Here is a 21,692-nt window from a genome sequence, read left to right on the forward strand (position 1 = left end):
TCAGTAGGACAGCTTCGGATACCAGTCCGTGCCGCGTCCGCCGGGCGTGAGATCGAGGATCGACCACAACGAGGCGATGTCCGGCGCGAGGCGCGGGTCCTGCCCGGGGTCTGCCGCGGCAGACGGCATTTCGGCCGCCCAAAACAGCCGCACTTCGCCGCCCTTGCGTGAAAAGACCACCAGCGCCGGGTTCTCCGTGCCGTCCTCGTTGATGAGGCCCAGATCGTTGGCGTAGTCGTCGCCGACCGTCTGCACGAAATCGAGGTGTTGCCAGCCGCGCTCTTTCGCAAACGCCTGCTGGCGTTCGACCGGGCTGCGGCCGAAGATCTTGAGAGACACCCGCTGCTCGATATCGGCCGCGTTGCCGTCGACCGCGCCGAGCCAGTTTGTGCACATGGGGCAGGGGCGTTCGCGCTGCGGCCCATACATCCAGAAATAGCTGACAAGGGTGTCGTGCTTTCCGAACAGGTCCGCGAGGCCGAGGTCGTTCCCTGCAGCATCCCGGAACCTGTAGTCCTTGTCTATGACCGGGCCAGCCGGCAGGGACTGCCGCTGCTCGCACAGACGCGTCATGTGGCGGCGAAATTCGATCTCCTCGGCCAGCAGCGCCTGGCGCGCCTTGCGGTATGCCTCGCTTTCGCCGGGAAACGGCGGTTGCCTGAGGGCAGCCAGCTCGGCTACCTGCGGGAGTGAATTGGCCATGTCAGCAACTCCTTCTTTTGCGACCTTACTGAAAGACGCACTGCGTTTGCCGGTTCCGACAATCCTGCAACGTCAAGTCGGCCGGTCGGCGGGAACATAGGTCAACCTGACCGCTTCCTCGCCGATGCGCTCGCTTGCCGTCAGCCGCAGCTTTGGCGGGGGAGAGGCAAAGTACGGCTTGCCGCTGCCAAGGGCGACGGGATGGACGTAGAGGCGGTAGGCGTCGATCAGGCCAAGCTCTGTCAGGCTCTGTGCCAGCTCCGGCCCGCCGACCTCGATTTCACCGTCGAACTCTTCTTTCAAGCGGTATACCGCCGCGCCGACATCTCCGGTGATCAGCGTCGCGTTCGGGCCGACTGACTGCAACGAGCGCGACACGACCCATTTCGGCTGGTTGCGCCAAGCCTCCGCGAAGGCTCGGAGATCCGGCGTCCACTCCGGATGCTCCTCGTCCCAATAGCGCATCACTTCGTAGAGGCGTCGTCCGTAAATACTGCCTGTCTGTTCCTGCGCCTGCTCGATGAAATGCTGAAACAGTACGGGGTCGGGCCCGAATTTGTCGTGGTCGACGTAACCGTCGAGCGATACATTCATGCCGAAAACGAGCGTTGCCATGGCGTTGGTCCTCCCTGGCGCCACGTAACCGGGGCGCGTTCGATAGCGGATAGGGGATGTAAACGGGTACGAGACGCTGACGTGGTCAAGCCATGGCGTAGCGCATCAACACGCCGCCGTTTGAGAGTGCTTTTGCCTCCAGCAGCTTCAACGAGGTCTTTTCCTTGGCCGTCTTGAACAGCGGCGTGCCCGCGCCCCGAAGCACCGGCGCGATGCAGATGCGGTATTCGTCCACGAGACCTTCGGCGATCAGCGTCGTGAGCAGGTCGGCGCTGCCGAACACGTAGATGTTGCGGCCGTCCTCGGCCTTCAGTCGGCGGATCGCGTCGCCGACGTCACCTTCGATCAGCGTCGAATTGTTCCAATCGACGCGCTTGAGCGTGCGCGAGGCGACGAGCTTCGGCACCGTGTTCATCGCCGTGCCGATCTCACCTTCGCTGTTCTCGGTCCAGTGCGCTGCCATGCCCTCGTAGGTCTTGCGGCCGAAAAGGATGTAATCGAGGTCTGCCAGTTGATCGGTCGACAGTTTCTCCAGTTCGGGACCCCACACGGTTTCGTGGAAGTCGAGCTCCCAGGGTTCCGTTCCCTCGAAATAGCCATCGAGCGTTGCGACGTTCCAGGCGATTAGCTTGCGCATTGTCTTTCTCCCTAATCTGATTGCTAATTGCAACCGGTATGTGACTTCTCTCACATCCGATTGCTGATTGCAAGTGGTATTCTTTGAAGCTCGCAAAGGTGCCCGAACCGGACGGGAGAGGGTGCCGGCCCGGGTTGTGCGCAGCAGGCGGTCTGGTTCTACAAATCCGGCGCCGGATACCGCTCCCAGAAGCCTGGAGCGGGCTCCGTCTGCTGCACGACATCGACCAGCACACCGGCCGGATCGCGTGTCATGAAGCGGCGCTGGCCCCATTCCTCATCCGTCAGAGGATGCACGATCGGCGCGCCGCTGGCTGAAAATCGCTCGTAGATGGCCGCTGCATCACTGACCTCGACGGTCAGGATCATGCCGAGCCCGCTGAAGGATTCGGGGCCGGGCGGATTGGACGGGTGATCGGGATGCATGAATGCCAGCGTCGCGCCGCGCGTCTCGCCGTCGGCGGGGCCGGACAGATAGACGAACCAGCTTACCTCGAACAGTACGTCGAACCCGAAATGCGTGACGTAGAAGTCGCGCGCTTCGAACAGCGCCGGCGTGGTGATGAGCGGGTAGAGGTCGCGAACTTTCATGGCCTGTTCCTCCTGCGGTGTGGCAGCATTGTCTGCAAGGGCGGCTGTGGACGGTGCCGTGGCGGCCAGCATTGCGCCGGCGACGAGGCTTGCGATCGCGCGCGCGCAACGGCGCGCCGGCCCCCGCCTGGGGCGGCTCTGGTATTTCATGGCAGGTTCCTTTCTTGTGGGGGCAGGTGGTCACATGACCACCAGGCCTGCCGCGAGATTAGGCTTTGCCGGAAGCATAACAATTATCCGCAAGGTAATGGCGAAGACGAGCTTTGCGGTAATCGGCCGGGCACCTTGGGGGCCGCTCCCCATCCTCGCACCGACAAGCGGTGCATGACACACAATCGGTCTTCTCATGTGGTATGTTATACTATAACAGATGCCTGCCAACAGATATGGAGGTTAGGCAATGAAGTCTATTTCACGCTGGACGTGGCTGGTTCTCGCCGCCGGCGTCGCAGCCGCTTCGGTCGCAGGAAACGCGAAGGCCGATGAGGATTCGCATTGGCGGCTTTTCGTCGGCGACCACACCGATCCCGTGGTGCGAGCCATAGAGCTGGATGACGGAAAGGAGGCGGGCCGGTTCGACCTCGATTCCTATGCGAGCCTTTATCGAAGCAAATCGGGCCGTACCGTGTTCGCTGTCCAGGGCGAAGCCGGCAAGGTCGCGATATTCCGCTCAGGTCTTGCATTGGAGGATCATGGCGAGCACGTCGATCTCGACATTGACGATCCGGAACGCCTCGAAACGGGGTTTTCAGGTGAGAAGCCTGCGCACTTCTTCGAAAATGGCGGCCGCATCGCCATGTTCTACGATGGCGAGGGGCGTGCCGACATCTTCCCCGAGAGGCAGGTGCTCGACGGAAAATTCAGCCCGCTCACCCTCGATGTCGGAGCGCCGCATCACGGCCTGGCCGCATCCTTCGGCGACTACGTGATCCACTCGGTTCCCGATCCCGAGGATGCGTCGCGCCGGCCTGTGGCGCTGCGCATAAAGGATTCCTCGGGCAATCAGGTCGGCGAAGACGTCGCGTGCCCGGGCCTTCACGGCCAGGCGGGTTCCGGCGGCGTTCTGGCTTTCGGATGCCATGATGGCATCGTGGTTGCCATGTCCGCAGGGGCGGCCGCTCCCGAGTTGCGGCACGTGCCGACCGCGGAGCTTGGAGAAGGCAACGTCTCGACCCTGCGTGGCGGCACGGCGCTGCAGTTCTTCCTGACGAACTATGGCCCGAGCGCCGTGGTTCTGGTCGAGCCGGGCGCCGAGACCACGTTCCGTAAGGTCGATCTGCCGATGCGGCGTGTCGATTTCGCGGTGGACCCGGCCAAGACGCGCAACACCTACATCCTTACCGAAGACGGCAAGCTGCATCTGCTCGACGTTCTTTCCGGCAAGATCGAGAAGAGCCTGCAGTTGACCGAGCCCTATTCGATGGACGGCCACTGGCGCGATCCGCGTCCGCGGCTGGCGGTCGCCGGCGACTATCTGGCCGTGACCGACCCGCTGAAAGGCGTCATCCGGCTTGTCGATACGGATAGCTTCGCGGAAGAGCGCACGATCGCCGTGGAGGGCATGCCCTACACCATCGTCGCCGTCGGCGGCTCCGGGAAGCAGCACGATTGATCGGGCCAATCGCTGGTCTTAGCCGGCGACATCCCTCTCCCCGTCGATCGGGGGAGAGGTGGTCTGCAAAGCCAACCGGATTGGGGGCGAATCGCGAAGGTTCAGGTCGCCAGTTGGTCAGGCGTTTCGAAAATCGCGATCTTGCGTTTGTGGAATTTCAGCGCGATCTCGCCGCGCACCAGGCTGAGCGCGCGTTCGCCGAAGACCTCGCGGCGCCAGCCCTGCATCGCCGGCACGTCCGCTTCCTCGCCAGCCGCGGCGATCTTCTCGATGTCGTCGCTGGAGGCGAGAACCTTGGGCGCCACGCCCTGCTGTTCGGCCACCAGCTTCAGGAGCACTTTCAGCAGTTCGGCGGCCGCACCCGTGCCCTCGGGCTGCTGTACGAATTTCGGCAGTTTCGGCAGCTCCTCCTTCGGCAGGTCCAGCGCTGCGTTGACGATACCGAGAAGCGCGGTCGCCGTCGCCGAGCGCTCCCAGCCCTTGGGCGTGGTGCGCAGACGGCCGAGCGCGGTGGTGTCGCGCGGCCCCTGCTGGGCGATCTCGAAAATGGCGTCGTCCTTGAGTACACGTCCGCGCGGCACGTTGCGTTCGCGCGCTTCCCGCTCGCGCCAGGCAGCGACAGCCTGCACGACCGCAAGCTCCTGCGGCTTGCGCACCCGCATCTTGAGCCGTTTCCACGCGTCGTCGGGATGCGGATCGTAGGTCTCGCGGGCCGTCAACACCTCCATCTCCTCGTTCAGCCAGTGGGCGCGGTCCTCGCGCTCGAGCTGGTCTCGAAGATGATGATAGACGTCGATCAGCCAGGTGACGTCGGCGAGCGCGTATTCGAGCTGCTTGTCAGAGAGCGGCCGGCGGCGCCAGTCGGTAAACCGCGACGACTTGTCGAGCCGCGTTCCGGTCACCTTCTGCACGAGCTGGTCGTAGGAAACGCTGTCGCCGAAGCCGCACACCATCGCGGCGACCTGGGTGTCGAACACCGGATGCGGGATGAGCGCGCCCAGATGATAGATGATCTCGATGTCCTGCCGTGCGGCGTGGAAAACCTTGACCGTCGATTCATCGGCCATCAGCCGGAAGAACGGCGCGAGGTCGATGTCGGGCGCAAGGGGATCGATCAGCGCCGTGACGCCTGGCGCGGCCATCTGGATCAGGCACAGTTCGGGCCAGAAGGTGGTCTCGCGGATGAATTCGGTGTCGATGGTGATGAAATCGGAACGGCCGAGCGCGTCGATGGCAGCTTCGAGTTCGTCCTGGCGTGTGATGAGGTCCATATAGCTACTTTTTTCGTGCAATCCTGCCTCAATTCCAGCAGCGGGCGCTCCCGTCAACCCTTTCGAAAGGGGGAGGGCTACCTTTCCCGGCCGTTCGTGTCTTTGCTGCCGCCGCGCTGCGCCAGTCTGGCGAAGATAGTGGAGGTGCGCAGCAGCGCGGTGAACCGCCCGCGTTCGGTGCTGGGCGCGGGCGCGCGCCGCCGCATCCGGTAGAGGATGAGCGTTATGAAGATCGCGTAGACCATTGCGCTGAACAGGAACAACGCCTGCGGTCCGAACCATTCCATGACGGTCGCCGCCGCGAACGGACCGCCGATCGCCCCGAATGAGTAGAACAGCATCAGCGCGGCGTTGAGCATGACATACTCGTTCTTTGCCGCTCGATCGTTGGCATGCGCTGCCGACAGCGAGAAGAGCGGCATGGCAAACGAGCCGAAGACGAACACCAGCGCGAAATTCAGCAGGCGATCGCCGCCCGCGAACAGGCCGAGCGCCAGCGCCGCTGCCATAGCGAGGCCGGTCGTGACCAGCAGCACGATGCGCCGGTCGTGGCGATCCGACGCGTAGCCGAGCGGATACTGGATCAGCACACCGCCGATGATCGACACGCTGACGAAGGTCGCGACATCGGCGACGGACATGCCGATGTCCTGCGCATAGACCGGGGACAGCGTGCGAAACGCACTGTTGGTGACGCCGACCGCGATGCAGCCGATCGCAGCGACCGGCGAGATCTGCCAGGCGCGCTTCAGATCGAGCTTCACGTCTTCGGGTGGCGACGGATTCGACCGGTCGCCGAGCGAGACCGGCACGAGCGAAAGCGTGATCATGATCGCCATGACGGCGAAGATCGGGAAGCCCTCCACACCGACGATGGGTATCAGGAACTGCGAACCGGTCACCGCGCCAAGGTCGATGATGCGATAGAAGGCGAGCACCCGCGCCCGGTCGGCATTGGCGACGCCGGAGTTGAGCCAGCTCTCCATCACGGTGAACAGGCCTGCGAAGCAGAAACCGGATACGAATCGCACCGCCGTCCACATCGTCACGTCTATGGCGATCGCCATCAGCAGCGTGCCGGCCGCCGCGATGGCGGCAAGGGCGGAGAAAGCGCGGATGTGCCCGACGGCGCGCAGCATCCTTACGATAACGAGGCAGCCGATCAGGAAGCCGGCGAAATAGGCCGTGCCCATGAAGCCGATCGCGGCCGGGGAGAAGCCTTCCTGCGCGCCGCGCAGCGCAATCAGCGTGCCCTGAAGCCCGTTTCCCCCGAGGAGAATGCCCGCGGCCGTCAGGATGGGAATGAGGGGACGCAGGCTCGTCATCGGACCGGGACAGGGAGGGCGCTCATCCCTCTATAGTCTGGCCCGCCCGATTGCGCCAAGGACAGTTTGTCAGGCGTGCTGGTCCAATCCGACGCAGCGTCAGCGTCGTGAAGCCCAATCCTGTCGTTTCAGGCTGTAGAGCACATGCCGCTTGAGCTGCGGATGCGTGTCCGGCACGCGTGGGTGGTCGAAATCGCCTTCCGGGTCGCGCGTCATGCCGATCCGGCGCATGACAGCGGTCGAGCGTTCGTTGTTCCAGACAGCGAACGAGATGACCTCGTCGAGCCCCAGTTCTTCGAATCCGGATGCGAGCAGCGCCCTGGCCGCCTCGGTGACGTAACCCTTGCCCCAGAATTCAGGGGCGAGCCGCCAGCCGATCTCGACCGCGCCGGCAAGCCGGCTCGGGGCGACATCGTCCGGATAAAGTCCCGCGAAACCGATGCACGCGCCGGTCTCCTTCAGTTCCAGTGCCGCAAAGCCGTAGCCGCGCGCCTCGTTCTCGGCACGAATGCGATCGAGGAAGGCGTCGGCCTCGGCGCGGCTGCGCCGGAAGGGAAAGAACTGCATCACATCGTCGTCGGAATTGATGCGATGGAACAGCTCCCGGTCGCGCTCTTCCCAGTTGCGGATGATGAGCCGCTCGGTCTCGAGCCGCATCATGCGACGAACTCCTCCTGGCGATAGCCCTGCATGTAAAGCAGCGCGGTGAGGTCGCCATGGTCGATCCTAATACGCGCCTGGGATGCAACCGCAGGTTTAGCATGCAACGCGACGCCGCTACCCGCCATCGCCAGCATGTCGAGATCGTTCGCGCCGTCACCCACGGCGATGGCGTCGGCGGCAGTTATGCCTAGCCGGGCCGCGATTTCCCCCAGCGCTTCTGCCTTCGCCGCGCGACCCAGGATCGGCTCCGCCACGGTGCCGGCAAGACGGCCGTTCTCCTCGATCAGTCGGTTGGCACGGTTCTCCCGAAAACCGAGCTTGCCGGCGATCGGACCGGTAAACGACAGGAATCCGCCAGAGACCAGCGCCGTCCATGCGCCGTTGGCGTTCATGGTGGCAACGAGCGCCGGCCCGCCAGCGGCGAGCGTGATGCGGTTTTCGATGATGCGCTCGATGACCTCGGTTCCGAGCCCCGCAAGCAATGCCACGCGTTCGCGCAGCGCCGGTTCGAATGCGATCTCTCCGTTCATCGACCGCGCGGTGATGTCAGCGACGCGCTCCTTAAGCCCGACCTCGTCGGCCAGCTCGTCGATGCATTCCTGGTCGATCATGGTCGAATCCATGTCGGCGATCAGCAGCTTCTTGCGGCGTGTCCCGACGTCCTGCACAACCACATCGACAGCCGCGCCGGCCAGCACGTCGGCTGCGATGGTCCGTGCCGCCTCCGCCAAGGCATCCTCCGGCAGGAATAGGTCGGCCGCGATCCCGTCGGCGAGCCAGTCGATACGGCTTGCGCCAAGTGCGGCGAACGCCCTATCTGCCAGTTGACGATCCAGAACCGGGCGCGCGGGATTGGCGATCAGCGTTGCGACGAGGGGCATGAGCATTTCCGATTGGACTGGCCCGCAGGGGCCGTTGAAGAACGCGATCCTGATAGCCGGGCCGACCGCCAGCGGCAAGTCGGCGCTGGCGTTGCGGCTGGCGCGGGAAACAGGCGGGACCGTGGTCAACGCGGATTCCATGCAGGTCTACGGCGTGTTGCGGGTGCTGACGGCCCGCCCGGAGGACGCGCAGCTCGCGGCCGCCCCTCACAGGCTTTACGGTCATGTCGATCCGCGCGAGGCCTATTCCACCGGCCGATGGATGCGCGATGTCGAGGAGCTCATCCGTTCAGGCGAACTCGGCAAGCCGGCGATCTTCGTCGGTGGCACCGGGCTCTATTTCCGTGCACTGCTGGAGGGCCTTTCAGCCATGCCGGAGGTTCCGACCATGGTAAGGCAGCGGTGGCGAAACGCTCTTGCCGAACATGGGGCGAATGCTCTGCACGATCTGTTGGCCGAGCGAGACCCGGCCGCGGCTGGCACGATCCGCTCCACCGATGGCCAGCGCATCGTGCGCGCACTGGAAGTAATGGACGCATCGGGCAAGCCGATCTCTCAGTGGCAGGCACGCTCCGGCACACCAATTGTCGATCGATCATCGGCGCAACTTATGGTGATCGAGCCGGACAGAGTGGTTCTGAAGGCCCGGATCGACCTGCGCTTCGACGCGATGATCGCGGAGGGTGCGCTTGACGAGGTGCGCGCGATCGCTGCGCTCGACCTCGACGACGCGTTGCCGGTGATGAAGGCGATCGGCGTCCGCGAGCTTATCGTTGCAGATCGTGGCGAAACGGGGTTCGAGGAGGCGATTGACAGGTCAAAGATCGCCACCCGTCAGTATGCAAAGCGTCAGTCGACCTGGTTCCGCAATCAACTGGGTCCCGAATGGCGGCGGATTTCGATGCAGGAATAGACCCTGCGCTGCGCCGACGCGAGCGACATATTGCCGGCCTTTAAACGAAAAAAGTTCGCGTTTTAGTTGTTTAAATTAACTTCCCGTAAGCAACAGCGTGCAATAACCAAGCCTGCATTATCCGGTGGGGAGCAGATGCGGTTTCACAAGGCCGAGTCGGCTTTTTTTGTCTTTATCGTCGTCATCCTCGCCGCCGGCGTGCTGATCCTGCACGCCTACAATACGGTCTATGCGAACGCGCGAACGCCCGATATAGCTGAGTGGGCCTCCACCCTGGATTGGTTCCCGCGTCTGCTCTTCGCCACGGGAGTCCTGCAGGCGACCGCATTGTTCTTTGGTGTCTTCTTCATCTATCCGCTCATCCGCACCCAGGTCAGGGAAGAGGGCAAGCTGCGCGCCATGACCGCCTCGCTCAGCGCGCGCTCGGAAACTCTGGAGCATGCCGCCTTAACCGATGGCCTGACGGGCATGCAGAACCGGCGCTTCTTCGACGATGCGCTGCGTGAATACATCGAAGAGTTCCGCAGGATCGACAAGCCGGTCGGCTTGATCATCCTCGACCTCGATCATTTCAAGGCGGTCAACGATACGCACGGCCACGATGTCGGCGACCAGGTGCTGAAGGCCGTCGCAAACAGCCTCATGGACATGACACGCTACCACGACGTGGTTGCCCGGCTCGGGGGCGAGGAGTTCGCCGTCGTCGCTCCCAACATGGACGAGGCGCTGCTGATGAAGCTGGCCGAGCGCATCCGCAAGGCGATCGCCGGGCTGGTGATCGTATCCGGCAATGTGCGGCTCAAGGTTACCACGAGTGTCGGACTTGCGGTCTGGGACCAGCACGAAAGCGCGGAGGAATTCTACCGTCGTGCCGACAAGCATCTGTATGAGGCGAAGCGGCTTGGCCGCAACCGTGTCTGCGCCTAGGCGATAATTGGTTGAGTTGTCGGGCGGGGCCTATTCGTAGAGCCGTCTGAAGGACTCGTCGTCGAAGCGGCGCTGCGGCCTGCTTGCAGGTTGTTGTGCAGGCGGCTGGGTCGGTTGCGGGGCAGCGGGCTCGCCGGCCTGACGGAATGTCTCGACCGGAGAGCCCAGCATCGACGGTGTCGTTTCCTGCTGCAGCATATGTCCCACGCTGCGAAGGTTGCGAACAAGCGAGGCAAGATCGACTTCACGCTCGCCATTGGCCGCTTCGGCCACGTCGTCGCCCGTCGTTCCCGGAAGCAGTGAGGGCGGCAGATACTCGAACTTCATGCGCATCGTCGTTGCCACGCCTTCGCCGAAGGCGATCGCCTCGCGCTGTCCCATCGATGAGAGGAAAGCAAGCGTGGAAGCCGACGAATCCGCGATGGCCGAACGTACGATCTCCTGGTCGATCTCGTTGGCAAGCCGCATCGCGAACACCGTAGAACATTGCGACAGAACGGTCGGGTCAAGCTCTCCCGGGCGCTGGGTGACGATGCCGAGATAGCAGCCGTATTTGCGGCCTTCCTTGGCAATCCGCGAAAGCGCATGCCGCGTGGGCGCAAAGCCCAGCCGGCTGTCAGCCGGCATGTAACGGTGCGCTTCCTCGCACAGGACCAGAAGCTTGAGCCGTCCATGGCTGTTCAGCGCCAGGTCGAAGGCAAGCCGCGCCAGCACTGAGCAGACCGAATTGACGACTTCCGAAGGCATGCCGGCCAGCTCGAAACAGGTGATCGGCCGGCCTTCGTGCGGCACGCGGAAGATGCGGCCGATGGTTTCGTGAATGTTGTCGTCGATCAGCCGCGAGCCGAACATGAACCTGTAGCGGGGATCGTTCAGCGCTGCGTCGATGCGGGCGCGTAGCGCGCGGTAGAACGGGCGGTCGTTCTTCGTCTCCAGCATGCCCATGCGCTCGTCGATGATGCGCAGTACATCTGCAATGCGATAGGGGACGGGCGTATCGGCGGTAAGCGCATTGGCGTCGGCGGCCCTGCGCATGAGCCCCGCCTGACCCGAACTGCGGTAAAGCTGCTTGGCGAGCGGCACCAGATCGCGCAGGAGGTCTACTTCTTCCGGCACCGAGTCGCGGCCGCGGAACAGGACCTCCACCAGTTCCTCGAGGCGAAACAGCCAGAACGGCAGGTCCAGCGTCGTCGTGTCGATGCGGATCGAGCGATCCGGAAATGCAGAGGAAAATTCGTTGTGCGGGTCGAGGATCAGCACGCGCAGGTCCGGCCGCGCCTCGATCGCCTTGCGCAACAACAGCGACACCGCCGTCGACTTGCCCACGCCGGTTGTGCCGACGACGGCGAAGTGGCGGTTGAGCGTGTCGTCGATCGCGATACGCGCGTCGATCGCTGTGTCCTGCGACAGCTGGCCGATCGTCAACGTGCGGCGGCCTGCAAGATCGTAGACTGCCGCGAGGTCGCGTGCGCGGATGCGGTGCGAGATCGCGCCGATATGCGGATAGGTGGTGATGCCGCGGTCGAAGACTGGCTTGCCGTCTTCGGTATCGCGCACCTCGCCCACGAGTTCGACATGAACGTTGATCGGGTTCGGCTCGTTCTCGCTCCAGGTGCCGACCGGCGTCTCGATGCGATAGACGAGGCCCACCGTGCGGATGTTGCCGAGGTTGATCGAGATCATGCGGCCGACGGTCCAGAGACCGCGCATGGCTTCGCTGCCATCAGATGCAAACGCAGCCAGCATCGCGCGGGCGCCGTCGCACTGAACGACACGTCCCAGAACGCGCGAATCCGATTGAGAACCGTCGCGCCGTTCCTGACTCGTTGCCTCGCCGATCTCCGCGCGTTCAACGAACATTGATCACACACTTCCCCGCTTACAATCCTCCCAACTTAGCACCAGGACGGTTAAGCGGCGGTGTGGCTGCATGGTTGAGGGGACGTTAAGCTTAACCGGCGCGTTTGAACTTTGTGGGCATGGGCGAGGGTGGCGTGACGCCTGGGCTCACGCAGGCCGCTCCCGAACCGTTGTCGATGGCCAGGCTGGCATCGGTGATCGTGTAATTGCAGCTGACCGTCACGCCATTGCCGGATGTCAGCGCCACTCGGCCCTTGCTGGCGAGCTTCCAGTCGAGGCGAAGCGTGTAGCCCCTGTCATACTGGTAATCGAAGACGCCGTCGGCTTTGAACTCGACATTGCGGCCGGATCCGTCGTCGGGCAGCCAGATTGCCGTCAATGCCGTCCTGTCGGCCTCGGTTGCCGGCTCGCCGCAGCCGGGAAGCAGGACAGTGGGCACGATCAGAAGCCATTTGCGCATGGTGGCCCCCTCCAGGATGCGCGATCATGCCGGATTTCCGATTGACAGTCATCGGATTGCGCAATTAATGTCCGCTCCGATGACAAATATAGCGATCATTCTCGTAGGAAGGCGCATGGGCAAGGCGGTGTAACCGCCGGGCGAAAGCTCCCATGCGCGAAACACAGGCTCCTCAGGGGCCTTTTTTATTGCCCGCAAGACCGATAAACGACCATGGCGCGATACGCGAAGACAGGAAGAGACCGATGAGCAACGCAGGAAGTGACGCTGGCAGGCGCGAGATGAGCGGCGCGGAGATGGTGGTGCAGGCGCTAAGGGACAATGGCGTCGAGCACATCTTCGGCTATCCGGGCGGTGCGGTCCTTCCAATCTACGACGAGCTTTTCCAGCAGGACGATATCCAGCACGTTCTGGTGCGCCACGAGCAGGGCGCAGGCCACGCGGCGGAAGGCTATGCACGCTCGACCGGCAAGGCTGGCGTTTTCCTCGTCACTTCCGGCCCCGGCGCGACCAATGCGGTGACGCCGCTGCAGGACGCGTTGATGGATTCAATCCCGCTGGTCTGCATCACCGGCCAGGTCCCGACGACGCTGATCGGCTCCGACGCGTTCCAGGAATGCGATACCGTCGGCATCACGCGGCCCTGCACCAAGCACAACTGGCTGGTTAAGGACGTCAACGACCTGTCGCGCATCATCCACGAGGCGTTCCATGTCGCCACGACCGGCCGGCCCGGTCCCGTGGTGGTCGACATTCCCAAGGATGTCCAGTTCGCCAAGGGCATCTACACGCCGCCGCAGCAGGCCCCGCGTACATCCTACAGCCCCAAGGTGCAGGGCGACATCGAGGCCATCAAGCAGGCGGTCGCATTGATGGCGGGCGCCAAGCGGCCCGTGATCTATTCCGGCGGCGGCGTGGTGAACTCGGGCCCAGAGGCCAGCCATCTGCTGCGCGAACTCGTCGACCTGACCGGCTTCCCGATCACCTCTACGCTGATGGGGCTCGGCGCCTATCCGGCTTCGGGCAAGAACTGGCTCGGCATGCTCGGCATGCATGGCACCTACGAAGCCAACATGGTCATGCACGACTGCGACGTGATGATCTGCCTCGGCGCGCGTTTCGACGACCGCATTACCGGCAGGCTGGACGCGTTCTCGCCCAACTCGAAGAAGATCCATATCGACGTCGACCCGTCCTCGCTGAACAAGAACGTGCATGTCGACATACCGATACTCGGCGATGTCGGCCGGGTGCTGGAGGATTTGGTCCGGCTGTGGCGCGCCACCGTCAAACCCGAAAAGTCGGCTCTGCACCCGTGGTGGGAGCAGATCGCGCGCTGGCGCTCGCGGGACTCGCTCGCCTACCGCAGCAGCGATGACGTGATCATGCCGCAATACGCGATCCAACGGCTCTACGAACTGACGAAGGACCGTGACACCTACATCACCACCGAGGTCGGACAGCACCAGATGTGGGCCGCCCAGCATTACGGCTTCGAGAAGCCGAACCGCTGGATGACCTCGGGCGGCCTCGGCACCATGGGCTACGGCCTCCCGGCAGCGCTCGGCGTGCAGATCGCCCATCCCGACGCGCTCGTCATCGACATTGCCGGTGACGCGTCGGTGCAGATGACGATGCAGGAGATGTCGACGGCGGTTCAGTACGAGGCGCCGATCAAGATCTTCATCCTCAACAACCAGTATATGGGCATGGTGCGCCAGTGGCAGCAATTGCTCCACGGCAACCGCCTGTCGCACTCCTACACGGAGGCGATGCCTGATTTCGTGCTGATGGCGCAGGCCTTCGGGGCGCACGGCATCCGGTGCGAAAAGCCGGGTGACCTCGACGCCGCGATCCAGGAGATGATCGACGTGAAGAAGCCGGTCCTGTTCGACTGCCGCGTGGCAGCCCTCGCCAACTGCTTCCCGATGATCCCCTCCGGCAAGGCCCACAACGAGATGCTCCTGCCCGACGAGGCGACCGACGAAGCCGTCGCCAACGCCATCGACGCCAAGGGCAGGGAACTGGTTTGACATACAATTGAAGTAAGACGCGGTAAGGCGTATATTCGTCTTACCGCATCTTACTTGGAGCAACGCGATGAACGCGCGGGCAAAAATCTCGAGCAAGGGTCAGATCGTCGTACCGAAGGCGGTTCGCGACGAGCTAGGCCTTGGCGAAGGCAGCGAAGTCGAGTTCATCCGCAAGGGAAAGGGATTCTTCGTGCAGCCGGTCGAGAAGTTGGATCCGAGATTCCCGCCTCAACCCAGAGGCGCGTTCCTCAAGCACGTGCTGAAGGTCGATCGGCCGTTTCCCACGGATGCCGAGATCGATCGCGCGATGATGGCCGAGGCGGCCAGACGGTTCGATGCCACTCGCCGTTGACACGAATGTCCTCGCCCGGGCGTTGGTTGACGACGGGTCGGATCAGTCGAAACGTGCGCAGAAGCTCTTGACCGACGAAGAGATTTTCATCGCAGATACGGTCCTTTTGGAGACGGAGTGGCTGATGCGCAGCGTCATGAATGTCGCCCGGGAAGACATCGGCGGGATATTCGCCGTGCTCGTGGCAACCGAGAACATCTTCTTTGCGGACCGCGGGCGGGTCGCAAACTGCATCCTGGCTCACCAGGCCGGGCTCGACTTCGCGGACGCCATGCATCTGTACGCCGCAGCCGGCAACGATGCCTTCGCCACATTCGACACCGGTTTTCGCCGCAAGTCCAAACGCTTGGCAAGCAGTGTTCCAGTGATCGCGGCATAGAATGAAACTTCAAATTCGGAAACAGTTATGAACGCCCAGCTTCAGCCCACCGGCTCCGCCTATTTCATCGCCAAGGAAACCGAGAGCGCGGAAAAGCACACGCTTTCCATGCTCGTCGACAACGAGCCCGGCACGCTTGCCCGCGTCATTGGCCTGTTCTCCGGCCGCGGCTACAACATCGACAGCCTGACCGTGTCGGAGACCGAGCATGAGAAGCACCTGTCGCGCATAACGATCGTGACGCGTGGCACGCCGCACGTGCTGGAGCAGATCAAGCACCAGCTCGAGCGCATCGTGCCGGTGCATCGCGTCAACGACCTGACGGTCATCGCGCGTGAACTTGGGCAGGAGCGCCCGCTGGAGCGCGAGCTTGCGCTGGTCAAGGTGGCCGGCACCGGCAATGCGCGGGTAGAGGCGCTGCGGCTGGCCGAAGCGTTTCGCGCCAACGTGATCGATGCAAACACAGGCCATTTCATCTTCGAGATCACCGGCCGTGTGTCCAAGATCGAACAGTTCATCGCCATCATGCAGCCGCTCGGCCTCGTCGAGGTCTGCCGCACCGGCGTAGCCGCCATGAACCGCGGTCCGCAGGGCATGTAGCGGGCGCCTGCGGTGATCGTCGGAGCGGTTTGCTTGAATTGTCACCGGGACAACAATGCGCTTGGAGTCGCTGTTTTAGGTCAGTAACATTGACTTAAAACGTCCTTCGGAAACGCCCCATGTCCACCGACCTTTTGCTTGCGCTGGTCGTCTTCGCCTTCGTGACGTCAATCACGCCGGGCCCGAACAACTTCATGCTGCTGGCGTCCGGCGTTAATTTCGGCTTCCGGCGCACCATCCCGCATATGCTTGGCATTGGCGGCGGCTTTCTGTCGCTGCTGCTGGGCGTCGGCTTCGGGCTCGGCGCGCTGCTCACGGCCTATCCGTCGCTTCATCTTGCGCTCAAGCTCGCCGGCGGCGCCTATCTCCTCTATCTCGCTTGGCGTACCGCCATGTCGCGTTCACTGTCGGAAAAGGACGGCAAGGCGGCGCGGCCGATGACGTTCCTGGAGGCTGCGGCTTTCCAGTGGGTCAATCCCAAGGCGTGGGTGATGGCCGTCACCGCGATGGCCATCTACGCCGATCCGGCGGCGCCGTTCCTGTCGGTGCTGGTCGTTGCGCTCGCCTTCGCGCTGGTGAACCTGCCGAGCGTCTCGACCTGGGCCGGGTTCGGCATGGCGTTGCGCGGCTTTCTGGCCGATCCGGTGCGTCTGAAGTGGTTCAACATCGCGATGGGGGTGGCGCTGGCGGTCAGCCTTTGGCCGATGCTGCGCTAACACGTGGGCTGACGCTGGGTAATCGACGCGCAAAATCGTTGCTGCTAGGGTCTCGGGCATGATTGAGAAGCTCGTCTCGTTCAAAGGACTGGTGCTGGTGGCCGTGGTGCTGCTGGTGCCGCTGTTCGCGCTCGGCTGGCTGACCCGGGAGGATCCTGCCGATAAACCCTATCTGCGCATCGTCGGCGGCGGCTTCATCTTCAATTACCGTGTTTCCGACGTGTACTACGGCTTCACCGCCATCGTGCAGAAGCCGCTGCCGACGGGCACCATCGTCGAGGCTGCATTCGAGGACCCGGCTGGCGGCACGGTGCATACCGTGCGCCAGCGCATCGGCGGGCCGGAGATGGCGAAGTTTGCCATGCGTTCACCCTCCGTGCGCGGTGTCGAGGCTGGCAAGCCCTACAACGTGGCGATCCGCGTTTTCGATCGCGATGAAAAGCACCTGCTGTGGCAGGATGACATGCAGTTCACCAGCCAGGTCAGCGATGCGGTGGTGCCTGATGCGCCGCTCACTGTTGGGCCGGGCTACGCCCGCAATCCCAATGCCGGCGGATAAGACGGGAATTCAATGAGCGGCCACGCACACGACCACCACGATCACCATCACGACAATCATCTCGACCCGATGGATGCTCGGGTGAGGGCGCTCGAGACGATCCTGACCCGCAAGGGCCTCGTCGATCCGGCCGCGATCGACGCCATCGTCGAGACCTACGAGACGAAGGTCGGCCCCCGAAACGGCGCGGCGGTGGTGGCAAAGGCTTGGGCCGACCCGGCCTATGCCGACTGGCTGAAACGCGATGCGACGGCGGCGATTGCCGAACTTGGCTTCACCGGCCGGCAGGGCGAGCACATGCAGGCCGTGTTCAACACGCCCGACACCCACAACCTCGTCGTCTGCACACTCTGCTCCTGCTATCCGTGGTCGGTGCTTGGCCTGCCGCCGGTCTGGTACAAGTCGCCGCCCTATCGCAGCCGCGCGGTGATCGATCCGCGCGGGGTGCTGGCCGAGTTCGGGCTGGTCCTCGACCCGCAGACCAAAGTCCGCGTCTGGGATTCTACCGCCGAACTCCGCTATCTGGTCATCCCGATGCGCCCGGCTGGTACGGAAAGCTGGAGTGAGGAACGGCTCGCCGGCCTTGTTACGCGCGACTCAATGATCGGCACGGGCGTTGCGACCGCCCCGGAGGCGGCATGAACGGCCCCCACGATCTCGGCGGCCAGATGGGCTTCGGGCCGGTTGCGCCCGAGACAGATGAGCCGTTCTTCCACGCCGATTGGGAAAAGCGCGCGCTGGGCGTCACGCTTTGCGCTGGCGCGATGGGCCACTGGAACATCGACGAGAGCCGCCACGCGCGCGAATCCCTGCATCCGGCGGTCTATTACGGTTCCAGCTATTACGAGATTTGGACGAGGGCGGTGGAGACGCTGTTGAAGCGCCACGGCTTCCTCAGCGACGCCGAGCTGGCTGCGGAAGCGGCACTTGAAACAGGCACCCCGCCGCGCAGGGTGCTGAAGGCAGCCGACGTGCCTGCGGTTCTGGCACGGGGCGGTCCGTGCGACCGGCCGGTTGCCGCCGAGCCCCGCTTTTCCGTAGGCCAGCGCGTGCGCGCCCGCAACATGCACCCGACCGGCCATACGCGCCTGCCGCGCTATGTGCGCGGCAGGACGGGCGTGATCGAGGCGGTGCATGGCGGCTTCGTGCTGCCTGACACCAATGCGCATGGTCAAGGCGAGAACCCGGAACGGCTCTACACGGTCGTATTCGCTGGGCCGGAGCTCTGGGGCGACGGAGCCGACCCGACCCTGACAGTCTCGGTCGACGCCTGGGAGAGCTATCTTGAACCGGCCTGACGCGTCGCCGGCCGACCCGAAGCCCTTCGATGCCCCTGGCAGGCGCTGGCCTTCGCGCTTGTCGTTGCGCTGCATGAGCGCGGCGTCTTTACATGGGGTGAATGGGCCGAAGCGCTTGGCGCCGAAGTCCACCGCGCCGATGCCGCCCCGGATGGCCACGATTACTACGAGCACTGGCTGGCGGCACTCGAAGCGCTGTTGGGTCGCAAGGGCATCGCGCTTCCGGCTCAGGTAGAGGAACTGGCGGATGCCTGGCAGCGCGCAGCCCACGCCACGCCCCACGGTAGCCCCATCCTGCTGGCCAACGATCCCTCGGGCGGCCCCTGACCTGCTCACGTGCTGGGCTGTCAGGCAAACTCCAGCAGCAGCGGCCGGTGATCCGAGACCTCCGGTTCGGCGAAGACATCGAACGACAGCACCTTCACCGCATCGTTTACGAGCATGTAGTCAGCATAGCGGCCCGCTTTGGTGTAGTGCGACGTCCGAGTATCGGTGAAGCCGCGCGCCGTCACGAGATCAGCAAGGCTGAACCCGCGCAGCACCGCGAAGGTTTCGCTGTCCGGAAGCACGTTGAAGTCACCGCACACGATAACCGGGTCTCCGTCCTCAGCGACGGATCGTGTCAGTTTGAGCAGCCGCGCGGCCTGCGCGGAACGCGCTGGCGTGTCGTGCTTGCCAGTGGGGTCGCGCAACCCGTGCATATGGGCGATCGTGACGGGGCGCTCGGCCTCCGGATCGTAAAGCCGAACCGCATGGGCGCTGCGCGAGCGCGGATGCTCGCCATAGCCGTGCGGCGAGAAGGCGCCGTGCACGAAGCCCTGCCGCTGCCCGATAATCGGGATGGTCGCGCGCACGAATGTCGCAAGCCCCCAGAAGGACGGATAGCGCTGCTCACCGTTCCACAGGTCGCCAAGCGCAGCCGGGCAGAAGGTCGCGACATGGCCGGGCAGGGCGCTACTCACCTCGGCAAAGAAGTTCGCGCGCTGCGGCAGGTCCGTCCCGCCGTCGCGATAGGTGAGCCAGCCGCGGTTGGTGGATGGCGTGTGAACCACCTCCTGCAGGCACAGCACGTCCGGATCTGCTTCCGCGAGGAAGGCGAGCAGCGGTTCATGGAGCTTTCCGCCCCATCCGTTCAGGCAGATAAGGCGCAATGGAAGGCCTCGACTCGTCAATGGATGCGCCGACCATACTGTCAGCACCCGATGCATCAAGAGCCTGCCCGGTATTGCCCCCGTCCTGCGAATCCCGCACTAACGCGCGATGCAGTTCTCACCGCAACAGGACGAGGCGCTCCGCGCCGTGGCGCGCTGGCTGAAGGAGGGGCAGAAGCCGCTCTTCCGTCTCTTCGGCTATGCAGGCACCGGCAAGACGACGCTGGCGCGCTATTTCGCCGAGCATGTCGACGGCCAGGTGCAGTTCGCGGCATTCACCGGCAAGGCAGCGCAGGTGCTGCGCGCCAAGGGCGCGACCAACGCCCGCACGATCCACTCGCTGATCTATCGCCCGCGCGGCGAGGAGGCGGTCGAGGACGAAACCACCGGCAAGACCTCGATCAACCCCACCTTCTCGCTCAACCGCCAGAGCCCCATCGCCAAGGCCGCCCTTGTCGTCGTAGACGAGTGCTCGATGGTCGACGAACAGCTCGGCCGCGACCTGATGAGCTTCGGCACGCCGATCCTCGTTCTGGGCGACCCCGCGCAGTTGCCGCCGATTTCCGGTGGCGGCTTCTTCACCGAGCACGAGCCGGACCACCTGCTGACGGAAATCCACCGGCAGGCGCGCGACAACCCGATCATCCGGCTGGCGCTGGACGTGCGCGAAGGCCGCGAATTCATGAAGGGCGACTACGGCACGGCAAAGGTGATCGGCCGCGACGAGGTGAACCAGGACCTCGTTCTGGCGGCGGACCAGGTTCTTGTCGGCACCAACCGTACCCGCCGCCGCTACAACCAGCGCCTGCGCGAGTTGAAAGGTTTCGACGCATCCTACCCGCAGGCCGGCGACAAGCTTGTCTGCCTGCGCAACGATCCCGCCAAGGGCCTGCTGAACGGCTCCCTGTGGAAGGTGATGACCTCGTCGCGCGAGACGGTGAAGCCCGGCATCAACCTGCTGGTATCGCCCGAGGAAGACGACCCCGATCGCGGCATCTCCAAGATCAAGCTGCTGAAAGCCGCCTTCGAGGACCCTGACGCCGAGATTCCCTGGCAGCAGAAGAAGCGTTTTGACGATTTCGACTACGGCTACGCGCTGACCGTGCACAAGGCGCAGGGCTCGCAGTGGGATGAGGTCGTGCTCTTCGACGAAAGCTACGCCTTCAAGGACACGCGCCAGCGCTGGCTCTATACGGCGATCACGCGCGCGGCCGAGCGGCTTACCGTCGTCCGCTGACCGCGCGATCCTCCACGATTTCGAACAGCACGGCCGTGGCGTCATCCGAAACCTTGAAGCGCGGATAGGTCTGCCCGTCCGGGTCCTCCCGTTGCTCGATCGCGCGCAATTCTGCCAGCAGCGGCACCAGCCCATCCGTGCGTGCGCGCTCTATCAGCGAAGCGGCGTCATAGCGCCCGTAAAGATCCACCAGCGCAGCGAAGCCGTCGGTGCAGAGCAGGCCGCGAGCCGGCAGCGTAGCGGGCAGGGGCTGCGCGACGATGTGGGAAGCGGCTTCCGGGTTGGCGCCCAGCGTCCAGACCGACCCGCCATCGGTGTTATAGAGCGCCCGGCGACGGCGCAGTTCGGCGCGGATTTCGGGCTCGGTCGACAGCGACCTGAACTTGGCCAGGCCGCCGGCATGGGCTACGGCGCGCTTTGCCTCCTCGTTCTCCGCCGCCGCGCCGCCTTCAATGGCGCTCAGCGCGTGCGTGGCGCCGGCCGCGTCCTGCAGGAACAGCCGGCAATCACCGAGGCCATGGCTCACGATGCCGTCTTTCTCGACCCGGATCATCTGGAAACCGGCGCAGGGCAGGTTCCAGGGATCGACCGGCATGGAGCCAGCAAGATCGCCGATGATGCGCGACACGCGCTCGTTGATCTTGCGGACGCTCTTGGCCACCGCGCAGCCGGCCAGCGCGTCTTCCTCGAAGGTTACGGCTGCAAACTTCGCCAGCCACGCCGCATCCGATTCGGACTCGTCGATGATGTTCTCTCCAAGGCCGGTCGCACCGTCGATGACGAAGGCGCAGTTCGCCGCGCCTCCGCTTGCGTCTTCGTTGGGGCGGCGGGGGTCGCCGCGATCGGTGATCGAATCGAGAATGCGCAGATGGGTCATGGTGCGCTCACCTGCACGCCCGCGGTGTAAACAA

24 protein-coding genes and 1 pseudogene are annotated in these 21,692 nt (G+C 64.1%); 13 read left to right on the forward strand and 12 right to left on the reverse strand.

Going from position 1 to position 21,692, the window contains the following annotated elements; translation table 11 throughout:
• From HK436_RS13635 to HK436_RS13650, 4 genes are all read right to left on the reverse strand, one after another.
• Window positions 1-702, reverse strand: coding sequence for a DUF899 family protein (locus tag HK436_RS13635; protein ID WP_173190564.1), 702 nt, complete (start codon window positions 700-702; stop codon window positions 1-3).
• A 72-nt stretch (window positions 703-774) separates the two neighbouring features.
• On the reverse strand, window positions 775-1,317 hold the full coding sequence (locus HK436_RS13640) for a dihydrofolate reductase family protein (RefSeq protein WP_173190566.1): 543 nt from the start codon (window positions 1,315-1,317) through the stop codon (window positions 775-777).
• 85 nt (window positions 1,318-1,402) lie between these two features.
• A complete protein-coding gene (locus tag HK436_RS13645; protein ID WP_173190568.1) occupies window positions 1,403-1,954 on the reverse strand; it encodes a dihydrofolate reductase family protein in 552 nt (183 codons plus the stop codon).
• A gap of 158 nt (window positions 1,955-2,112) precedes the next feature.
• On the reverse strand, window positions 2,113-2,694 hold the full coding sequence (locus HK436_RS13650) for a VOC family protein (protein WP_244648957.1): 582 nt from the start codon (window positions 2,692-2,694) through the stop codon (window positions 2,113-2,115).
• A 250-nt stretch (window positions 2,695-2,944) separates the two neighbouring features.
• Between HK436_RS13650 and HK436_RS13655 the strand changes: the two genes are divergently transcribed.
• Entirely contained in the window at window positions 2,945-4,156 is a 1,212-nt protein-coding gene (locus HK436_RS13655; protein ID WP_173190570.1) for a metallochaperone AztD, read from the forward strand.
• A gap of 101 nt (window positions 4,157-4,257) precedes the next feature.
• Here HK436_RS13655 and rnd read toward each other — a convergent pair whose 3' ends face one another.
• The 4 genes from rnd to serB form a co-directional block, all read right to left on the reverse strand.
• Window positions 4,258-5,427, reverse strand: a complete 1,170-nt coding sequence (rnd, locus tag HK436_RS13660) for a ribonuclease D (RefSeq protein WP_173190572.1) — start codon at window positions 5,425-5,427, stop codon at window positions 4,258-4,260.
• Between the two features lie 77 nt (window positions 5,428-5,504).
• Window positions 5,505-6,752 carry an MFS transporter gene (locus HK436_RS13665; RefSeq protein WP_173190574.1) on the reverse strand — a complete coding sequence of 416 codons (1,248 nt, stop codon included), beginning with the start codon at window positions 6,750-6,752 and terminating at the stop codon, window positions 5,505-5,507.
• Between the two features lie 99 nt (window positions 6,753-6,851).
• Window positions 6,852-7,412: a GNAT family N-acetyltransferase gene (locus HK436_RS13670; RefSeq protein WP_173190576.1), complete on the reverse strand. Its 561-nt coding sequence runs from the start codon at window positions 7,410-7,412 to the stop codon at window positions 6,852-6,854.
• Window positions 7,409-8,296 (reverse strand): phosphoserine phosphatase SerB, encoded by an 888-nt coding sequence (serB, locus tag HK436_RS13675; RefSeq protein ID WP_173190579.1) that lies wholly within the window; start codon window positions 8,294-8,296, stop codon window positions 7,409-7,411. The genes HK436_RS13670 and serB overlap by 4 nt, the downstream gene beginning before the upstream one ends.
• Between serB and miaA the strand changes: the two genes are divergently transcribed.
• Both miaA and HK436_RS13685 read left to right on the forward strand, forming a co-directional pair.
• Window positions 8,295-9,209: a tRNA (adenosine(37)-N6)-dimethylallyltransferase MiaA gene (miaA, locus tag HK436_RS13680; protein ID WP_173190581.1), complete on the forward strand. Its 915-nt coding sequence runs from the start codon at window positions 8,295-8,297 to the stop codon at window positions 9,207-9,209. The two genes, serB and miaA, sit on opposite strands and share 2 nt — an antisense overlap.
• A 135-nt stretch (window positions 9,210-9,344) precedes the next feature.
• Complete coding sequence (locus HK436_RS13685) at window positions 9,345-10,136, forward strand: GGDEF domain-containing protein (protein WP_173190583.1); 792 nt, start codon at window positions 9,345-9,347, stop codon at window positions 10,134-10,136.
• A 30-nt stretch (window positions 10,137-10,166) separates the two neighbouring features.
• Here the strand turns inward: HK436_RS13685 and HK436_RS13690 are convergent, their stop codons facing one another.
• Window positions 10,167-11,996, reverse strand: coding sequence for an ATP-binding protein (locus HK436_RS13690; protein ID WP_173190585.1), 1,830 nt, complete (start codon window positions 11,994-11,996; stop codon window positions 10,167-10,169).
• A gap of 91 nt (window positions 11,997-12,087) precedes the next feature.
• Entirely contained in the window at window positions 12,088-12,456 is a 369-nt protein-coding gene (locus HK436_RS13695) for a hypothetical protein (protein WP_173190587.1), read from the reverse strand.
• 245 nt (window positions 12,457-12,701) lie between these two features.
• On the opposite strand from HK436_RS13695, the gene HK436_RS13700 reads away from it, so the two are divergent.
• The 9 genes and pseudogenes from HK436_RS13700 to HK436_RS13740 form a co-directional block, all read left to right on the forward strand.
• Window positions 12,702-14,489: an acetolactate synthase 3 large subunit gene (locus HK436_RS13700; RefSeq protein ID WP_173190588.1), complete on the forward strand. Its 1,788-nt coding sequence runs from the start codon at window positions 12,702-12,704 to the stop codon at window positions 14,487-14,489.
• Between the two features lie 67 nt (window positions 14,490-14,556).
• Window positions 14,557-14,841 (forward strand): AbrB/MazE/SpoVT family DNA-binding domain-containing protein, encoded by a 285-nt coding sequence (locus tag HK436_RS13705; protein WP_173190590.1) that lies wholly within the window; start codon window positions 14,557-14,559, stop codon window positions 14,839-14,841.
• On the forward strand, window positions 14,825-15,220 hold the full coding sequence (locus tag HK436_RS13710; RefSeq protein WP_173190592.1) for a type II toxin-antitoxin system VapC family toxin: 396 nt from the start codon (window positions 14,825-14,827) through the stop codon (window positions 15,218-15,220). Before HK436_RS13705 ends, HK436_RS13710 begins: the two co-directional genes overlap by 17 nt.
• A 27-nt stretch (window positions 15,221-15,247) precedes the next feature.
• Window positions 15,248-15,820, forward strand: a complete 573-nt coding sequence (gene ilvN / locus HK436_RS13715) for an acetolactate synthase small subunit (protein ID WP_173190600.1) — start codon at window positions 15,248-15,250, stop codon at window positions 15,818-15,820.
• Window positions 15,821-15,939: 119 nt separating this feature from the next.
• Window positions 15,940-16,536, forward strand: a complete 597-nt coding sequence (locus HK436_RS13720; RefSeq protein ID WP_173190602.1) for a LysE family translocator — start codon at window positions 15,940-15,942, stop codon at window positions 16,534-16,536.
• 58 nt (window positions 16,537-16,594) lie between these two features.
• A complete protein-coding gene (locus HK436_RS13725) occupies window positions 16,595-17,095 on the forward strand; it encodes a hypothetical protein (RefSeq protein WP_173190603.1) in 501 nt (166 codons plus the stop codon).
• 12 nt (window positions 17,096-17,107) lie between these two features.
• Window positions 17,108-17,737 (forward strand): nitrile hydratase subunit alpha, encoded by a 630-nt coding sequence (nthA, locus tag HK436_RS13730; protein ID WP_173190605.1) that lies wholly within the window; start codon window positions 17,108-17,110, stop codon window positions 17,735-17,737.
• Window positions 17,734-18,393, forward strand: a complete 660-nt coding sequence (gene nthB / locus HK436_RS13735) for a nitrile hydratase subunit beta (RefSeq protein ID WP_173190607.1) — start codon at window positions 17,734-17,736, stop codon at window positions 18,391-18,393. Before nthA ends, nthB begins: the two co-directional genes overlap by 4 nt.
• Before the next feature lie 33 nt (window positions 18,394-18,426).
• Window positions 18,427-18,720 (forward strand): annotated as a pseudogene (locus tag HK436_RS13740) (nitrile hydratase accessory protein); the annotation flags it as partial.
• 20 nt (window positions 18,721-18,740) lie between these two features.
• Here the strand turns inward: HK436_RS13740 and HK436_RS13745 are convergent.
• Window positions 18,741-19,544, reverse strand: coding sequence for an endonuclease/exonuclease/phosphatase family protein (locus tag HK436_RS13745; RefSeq protein WP_173190609.1), 804 nt, complete (start codon window positions 19,542-19,544; stop codon window positions 18,741-18,743).
• 109 nt (window positions 19,545-19,653) lie between these two features.
• Here HK436_RS13745 and HK436_RS13750 point away from each other — a divergent pair, with 109 nt between their 5' ends.
• Window positions 19,654-20,781 (forward strand): ATP-dependent DNA helicase, encoded by a 1,128-nt coding sequence (locus HK436_RS13750; RefSeq protein WP_173190611.1) that lies wholly within the window; start codon window positions 19,654-19,656, stop codon window positions 20,779-20,781.
• Here the strand turns inward: HK436_RS13750 and HK436_RS13755 are convergent.
• Complete coding sequence (locus HK436_RS13755; protein ID WP_173190613.1) at window positions 20,765-21,658, reverse strand: hypothetical protein; 894 nt, start codon at window positions 21,656-21,658, stop codon at window positions 20,765-20,767. The genes HK436_RS13750 and HK436_RS13755 overlap by 17 nt on opposite strands.
• Between the last annotated feature and the right edge of the window lie 34 nt (window positions 21,659-21,692).

The sequence above is a fragment of the Neoaquamicrobium sediminum genome (assembly GCF_013240295.1).
Taxonomy (GTDB): domain Bacteria; phylum Pseudomonadota; class Alphaproteobacteria; order Rhizobiales; family Rhizobiaceae; genus Aerobium; species Aerobium sediminum.

What these genes read in the sequence shown, in the direction of transcription:
- HK436_RS13635 (WP_173190564.1), bottom strand. Translation starts at nt 702, where the DNA reads ATGGCCAATTCACTCCCGCAGGTAGCCGAGCTGGCTGCCCTCAGGCAA.
- HK436_RS13640 (WP_173190566.1), bottom strand. Translation starts at nt 1,317, where the DNA reads ATGGCAACGCTCGTTTTCGGCATGAATGTATCGCTCGACGGTTACGTC.
- HK436_RS13645 (WP_173190568.1), bottom strand. Translation starts at nt 1,954, where the DNA reads ATGCGCAAGCTAATCGCCTGGAACGTCGCAACGCTCGATGGCTATTTC.
- HK436_RS13650 (WP_244648957.1), bottom strand. Translation starts at nt 2,694, where the DNA reads ATGAAATACCAGAGCCGCCCCAGGCGGGGGCCGGCGCGCCGTTGCGCG.
- HK436_RS13655 (WP_173190570.1), top strand. Translation starts at nt 2,945, where the DNA reads ATGAAGTCTATTTCACGCTGGACGTGGCTGGTTCTCGCCGCCGGCGTC.
- rnd (WP_173190572.1), bottom strand. Translation starts at nt 5,427, where the DNA reads ATGGACCTCATCACACGCCAGGACGAACTCGAAGCTGCCATCGACGCG.
- HK436_RS13665 (WP_173190574.1), bottom strand. Translation starts at nt 6,752, where the DNA reads ATGACGAGCCTGCGTCCCCTCATTCCCATCCTGACGGCCGCGGGCATT.
- HK436_RS13670 (WP_173190576.1), bottom strand. Translation starts at nt 7,412, where the DNA reads ATGATGCGGCTCGAGACCGAGCGGCTCATCATCCGCAACTGGGAAGAG.
- miaA (WP_173190581.1), top strand. Translation starts at nt 8,295, where the DNA reads ATGAGCATTTCCGATTGGACTGGCCCGCAGGGGCCGTTGAAGAACGCG.
- serB (WP_173190579.1), bottom strand. Translation starts at nt 8,296, where the DNA reads ATGCCCCTCGTCGCAACGCTGATCGCCAATCCCGCGCGCCCGGTTCTG.
- HK436_RS13685 (WP_173190583.1), top strand. Translation starts at nt 9,345, where the DNA reads ATGCGGTTTCACAAGGCCGAGTCGGCTTTTTTTGTCTTTATCGTCGTC.
- HK436_RS13690 (WP_173190585.1), bottom strand. Translation starts at nt 11,996, where the DNA reads ATGTTCGTTGAACGCGCGGAGATCGGCGAGGCAACGAGTCAGGAACGG.
- HK436_RS13695 (WP_173190587.1), bottom strand. Translation starts at nt 12,456, where the DNA reads ATGCGCAAATGGCTTCTGATCGTGCCCACTGTCCTGCTTCCCGGCTGC.
- HK436_RS13700 (WP_173190588.1), top strand. Translation starts at nt 12,702, where the DNA reads ATGAGCAACGCAGGAAGTGACGCTGGCAGGCGCGAGATGAGCGGCGCG.
- HK436_RS13705 (WP_173190590.1), top strand. Translation starts at nt 14,557, where the DNA reads ATGAACGCGCGGGCAAAAATCTCGAGCAAGGGTCAGATCGTCGTACCG.
- HK436_RS13710 (WP_173190592.1), top strand. Translation starts at nt 14,825, where the DNA reads ATGCCACTCGCCGTTGACACGAATGTCCTCGCCCGGGCGTTGGTTGAC.
- ilvN (WP_173190600.1), top strand. Translation starts at nt 15,248, where the DNA reads ATGAACGCCCAGCTTCAGCCCACCGGCTCCGCCTATTTCATCGCCAAG.
- HK436_RS13720 (WP_173190602.1), top strand. Translation starts at nt 15,940, where the DNA reads ATGTCCACCGACCTTTTGCTTGCGCTGGTCGTCTTCGCCTTCGTGACG.
- HK436_RS13725 (WP_173190603.1), top strand. Translation starts at nt 16,595, where the DNA reads ATGATTGAGAAGCTCGTCTCGTTCAAAGGACTGGTGCTGGTGGCCGTG.
- nthA (WP_173190605.1), top strand. Translation starts at nt 17,108, where the DNA reads ATGAGCGGCCACGCACACGACCACCACGATCACCATCACGACAATCAT.
- nthB (WP_173190607.1), top strand. Translation starts at nt 17,734, where the DNA reads ATGAACGGCCCCCACGATCTCGGCGGCCAGATGGGCTTCGGGCCGGTT.
- HK436_RS13750 (WP_173190611.1), top strand. Translation starts at nt 19,654, where the DNA reads ATGCAGTTCTCACCGCAACAGGACGAGGCGCTCCGCGCCGTGGCGCGC.
- HK436_RS13755 (WP_173190613.1), bottom strand. Translation starts at nt 21,658, where the DNA reads ATGACCCATCTGCGCATTCTCGATTCGATCACCGATCGCGGCGACCCC.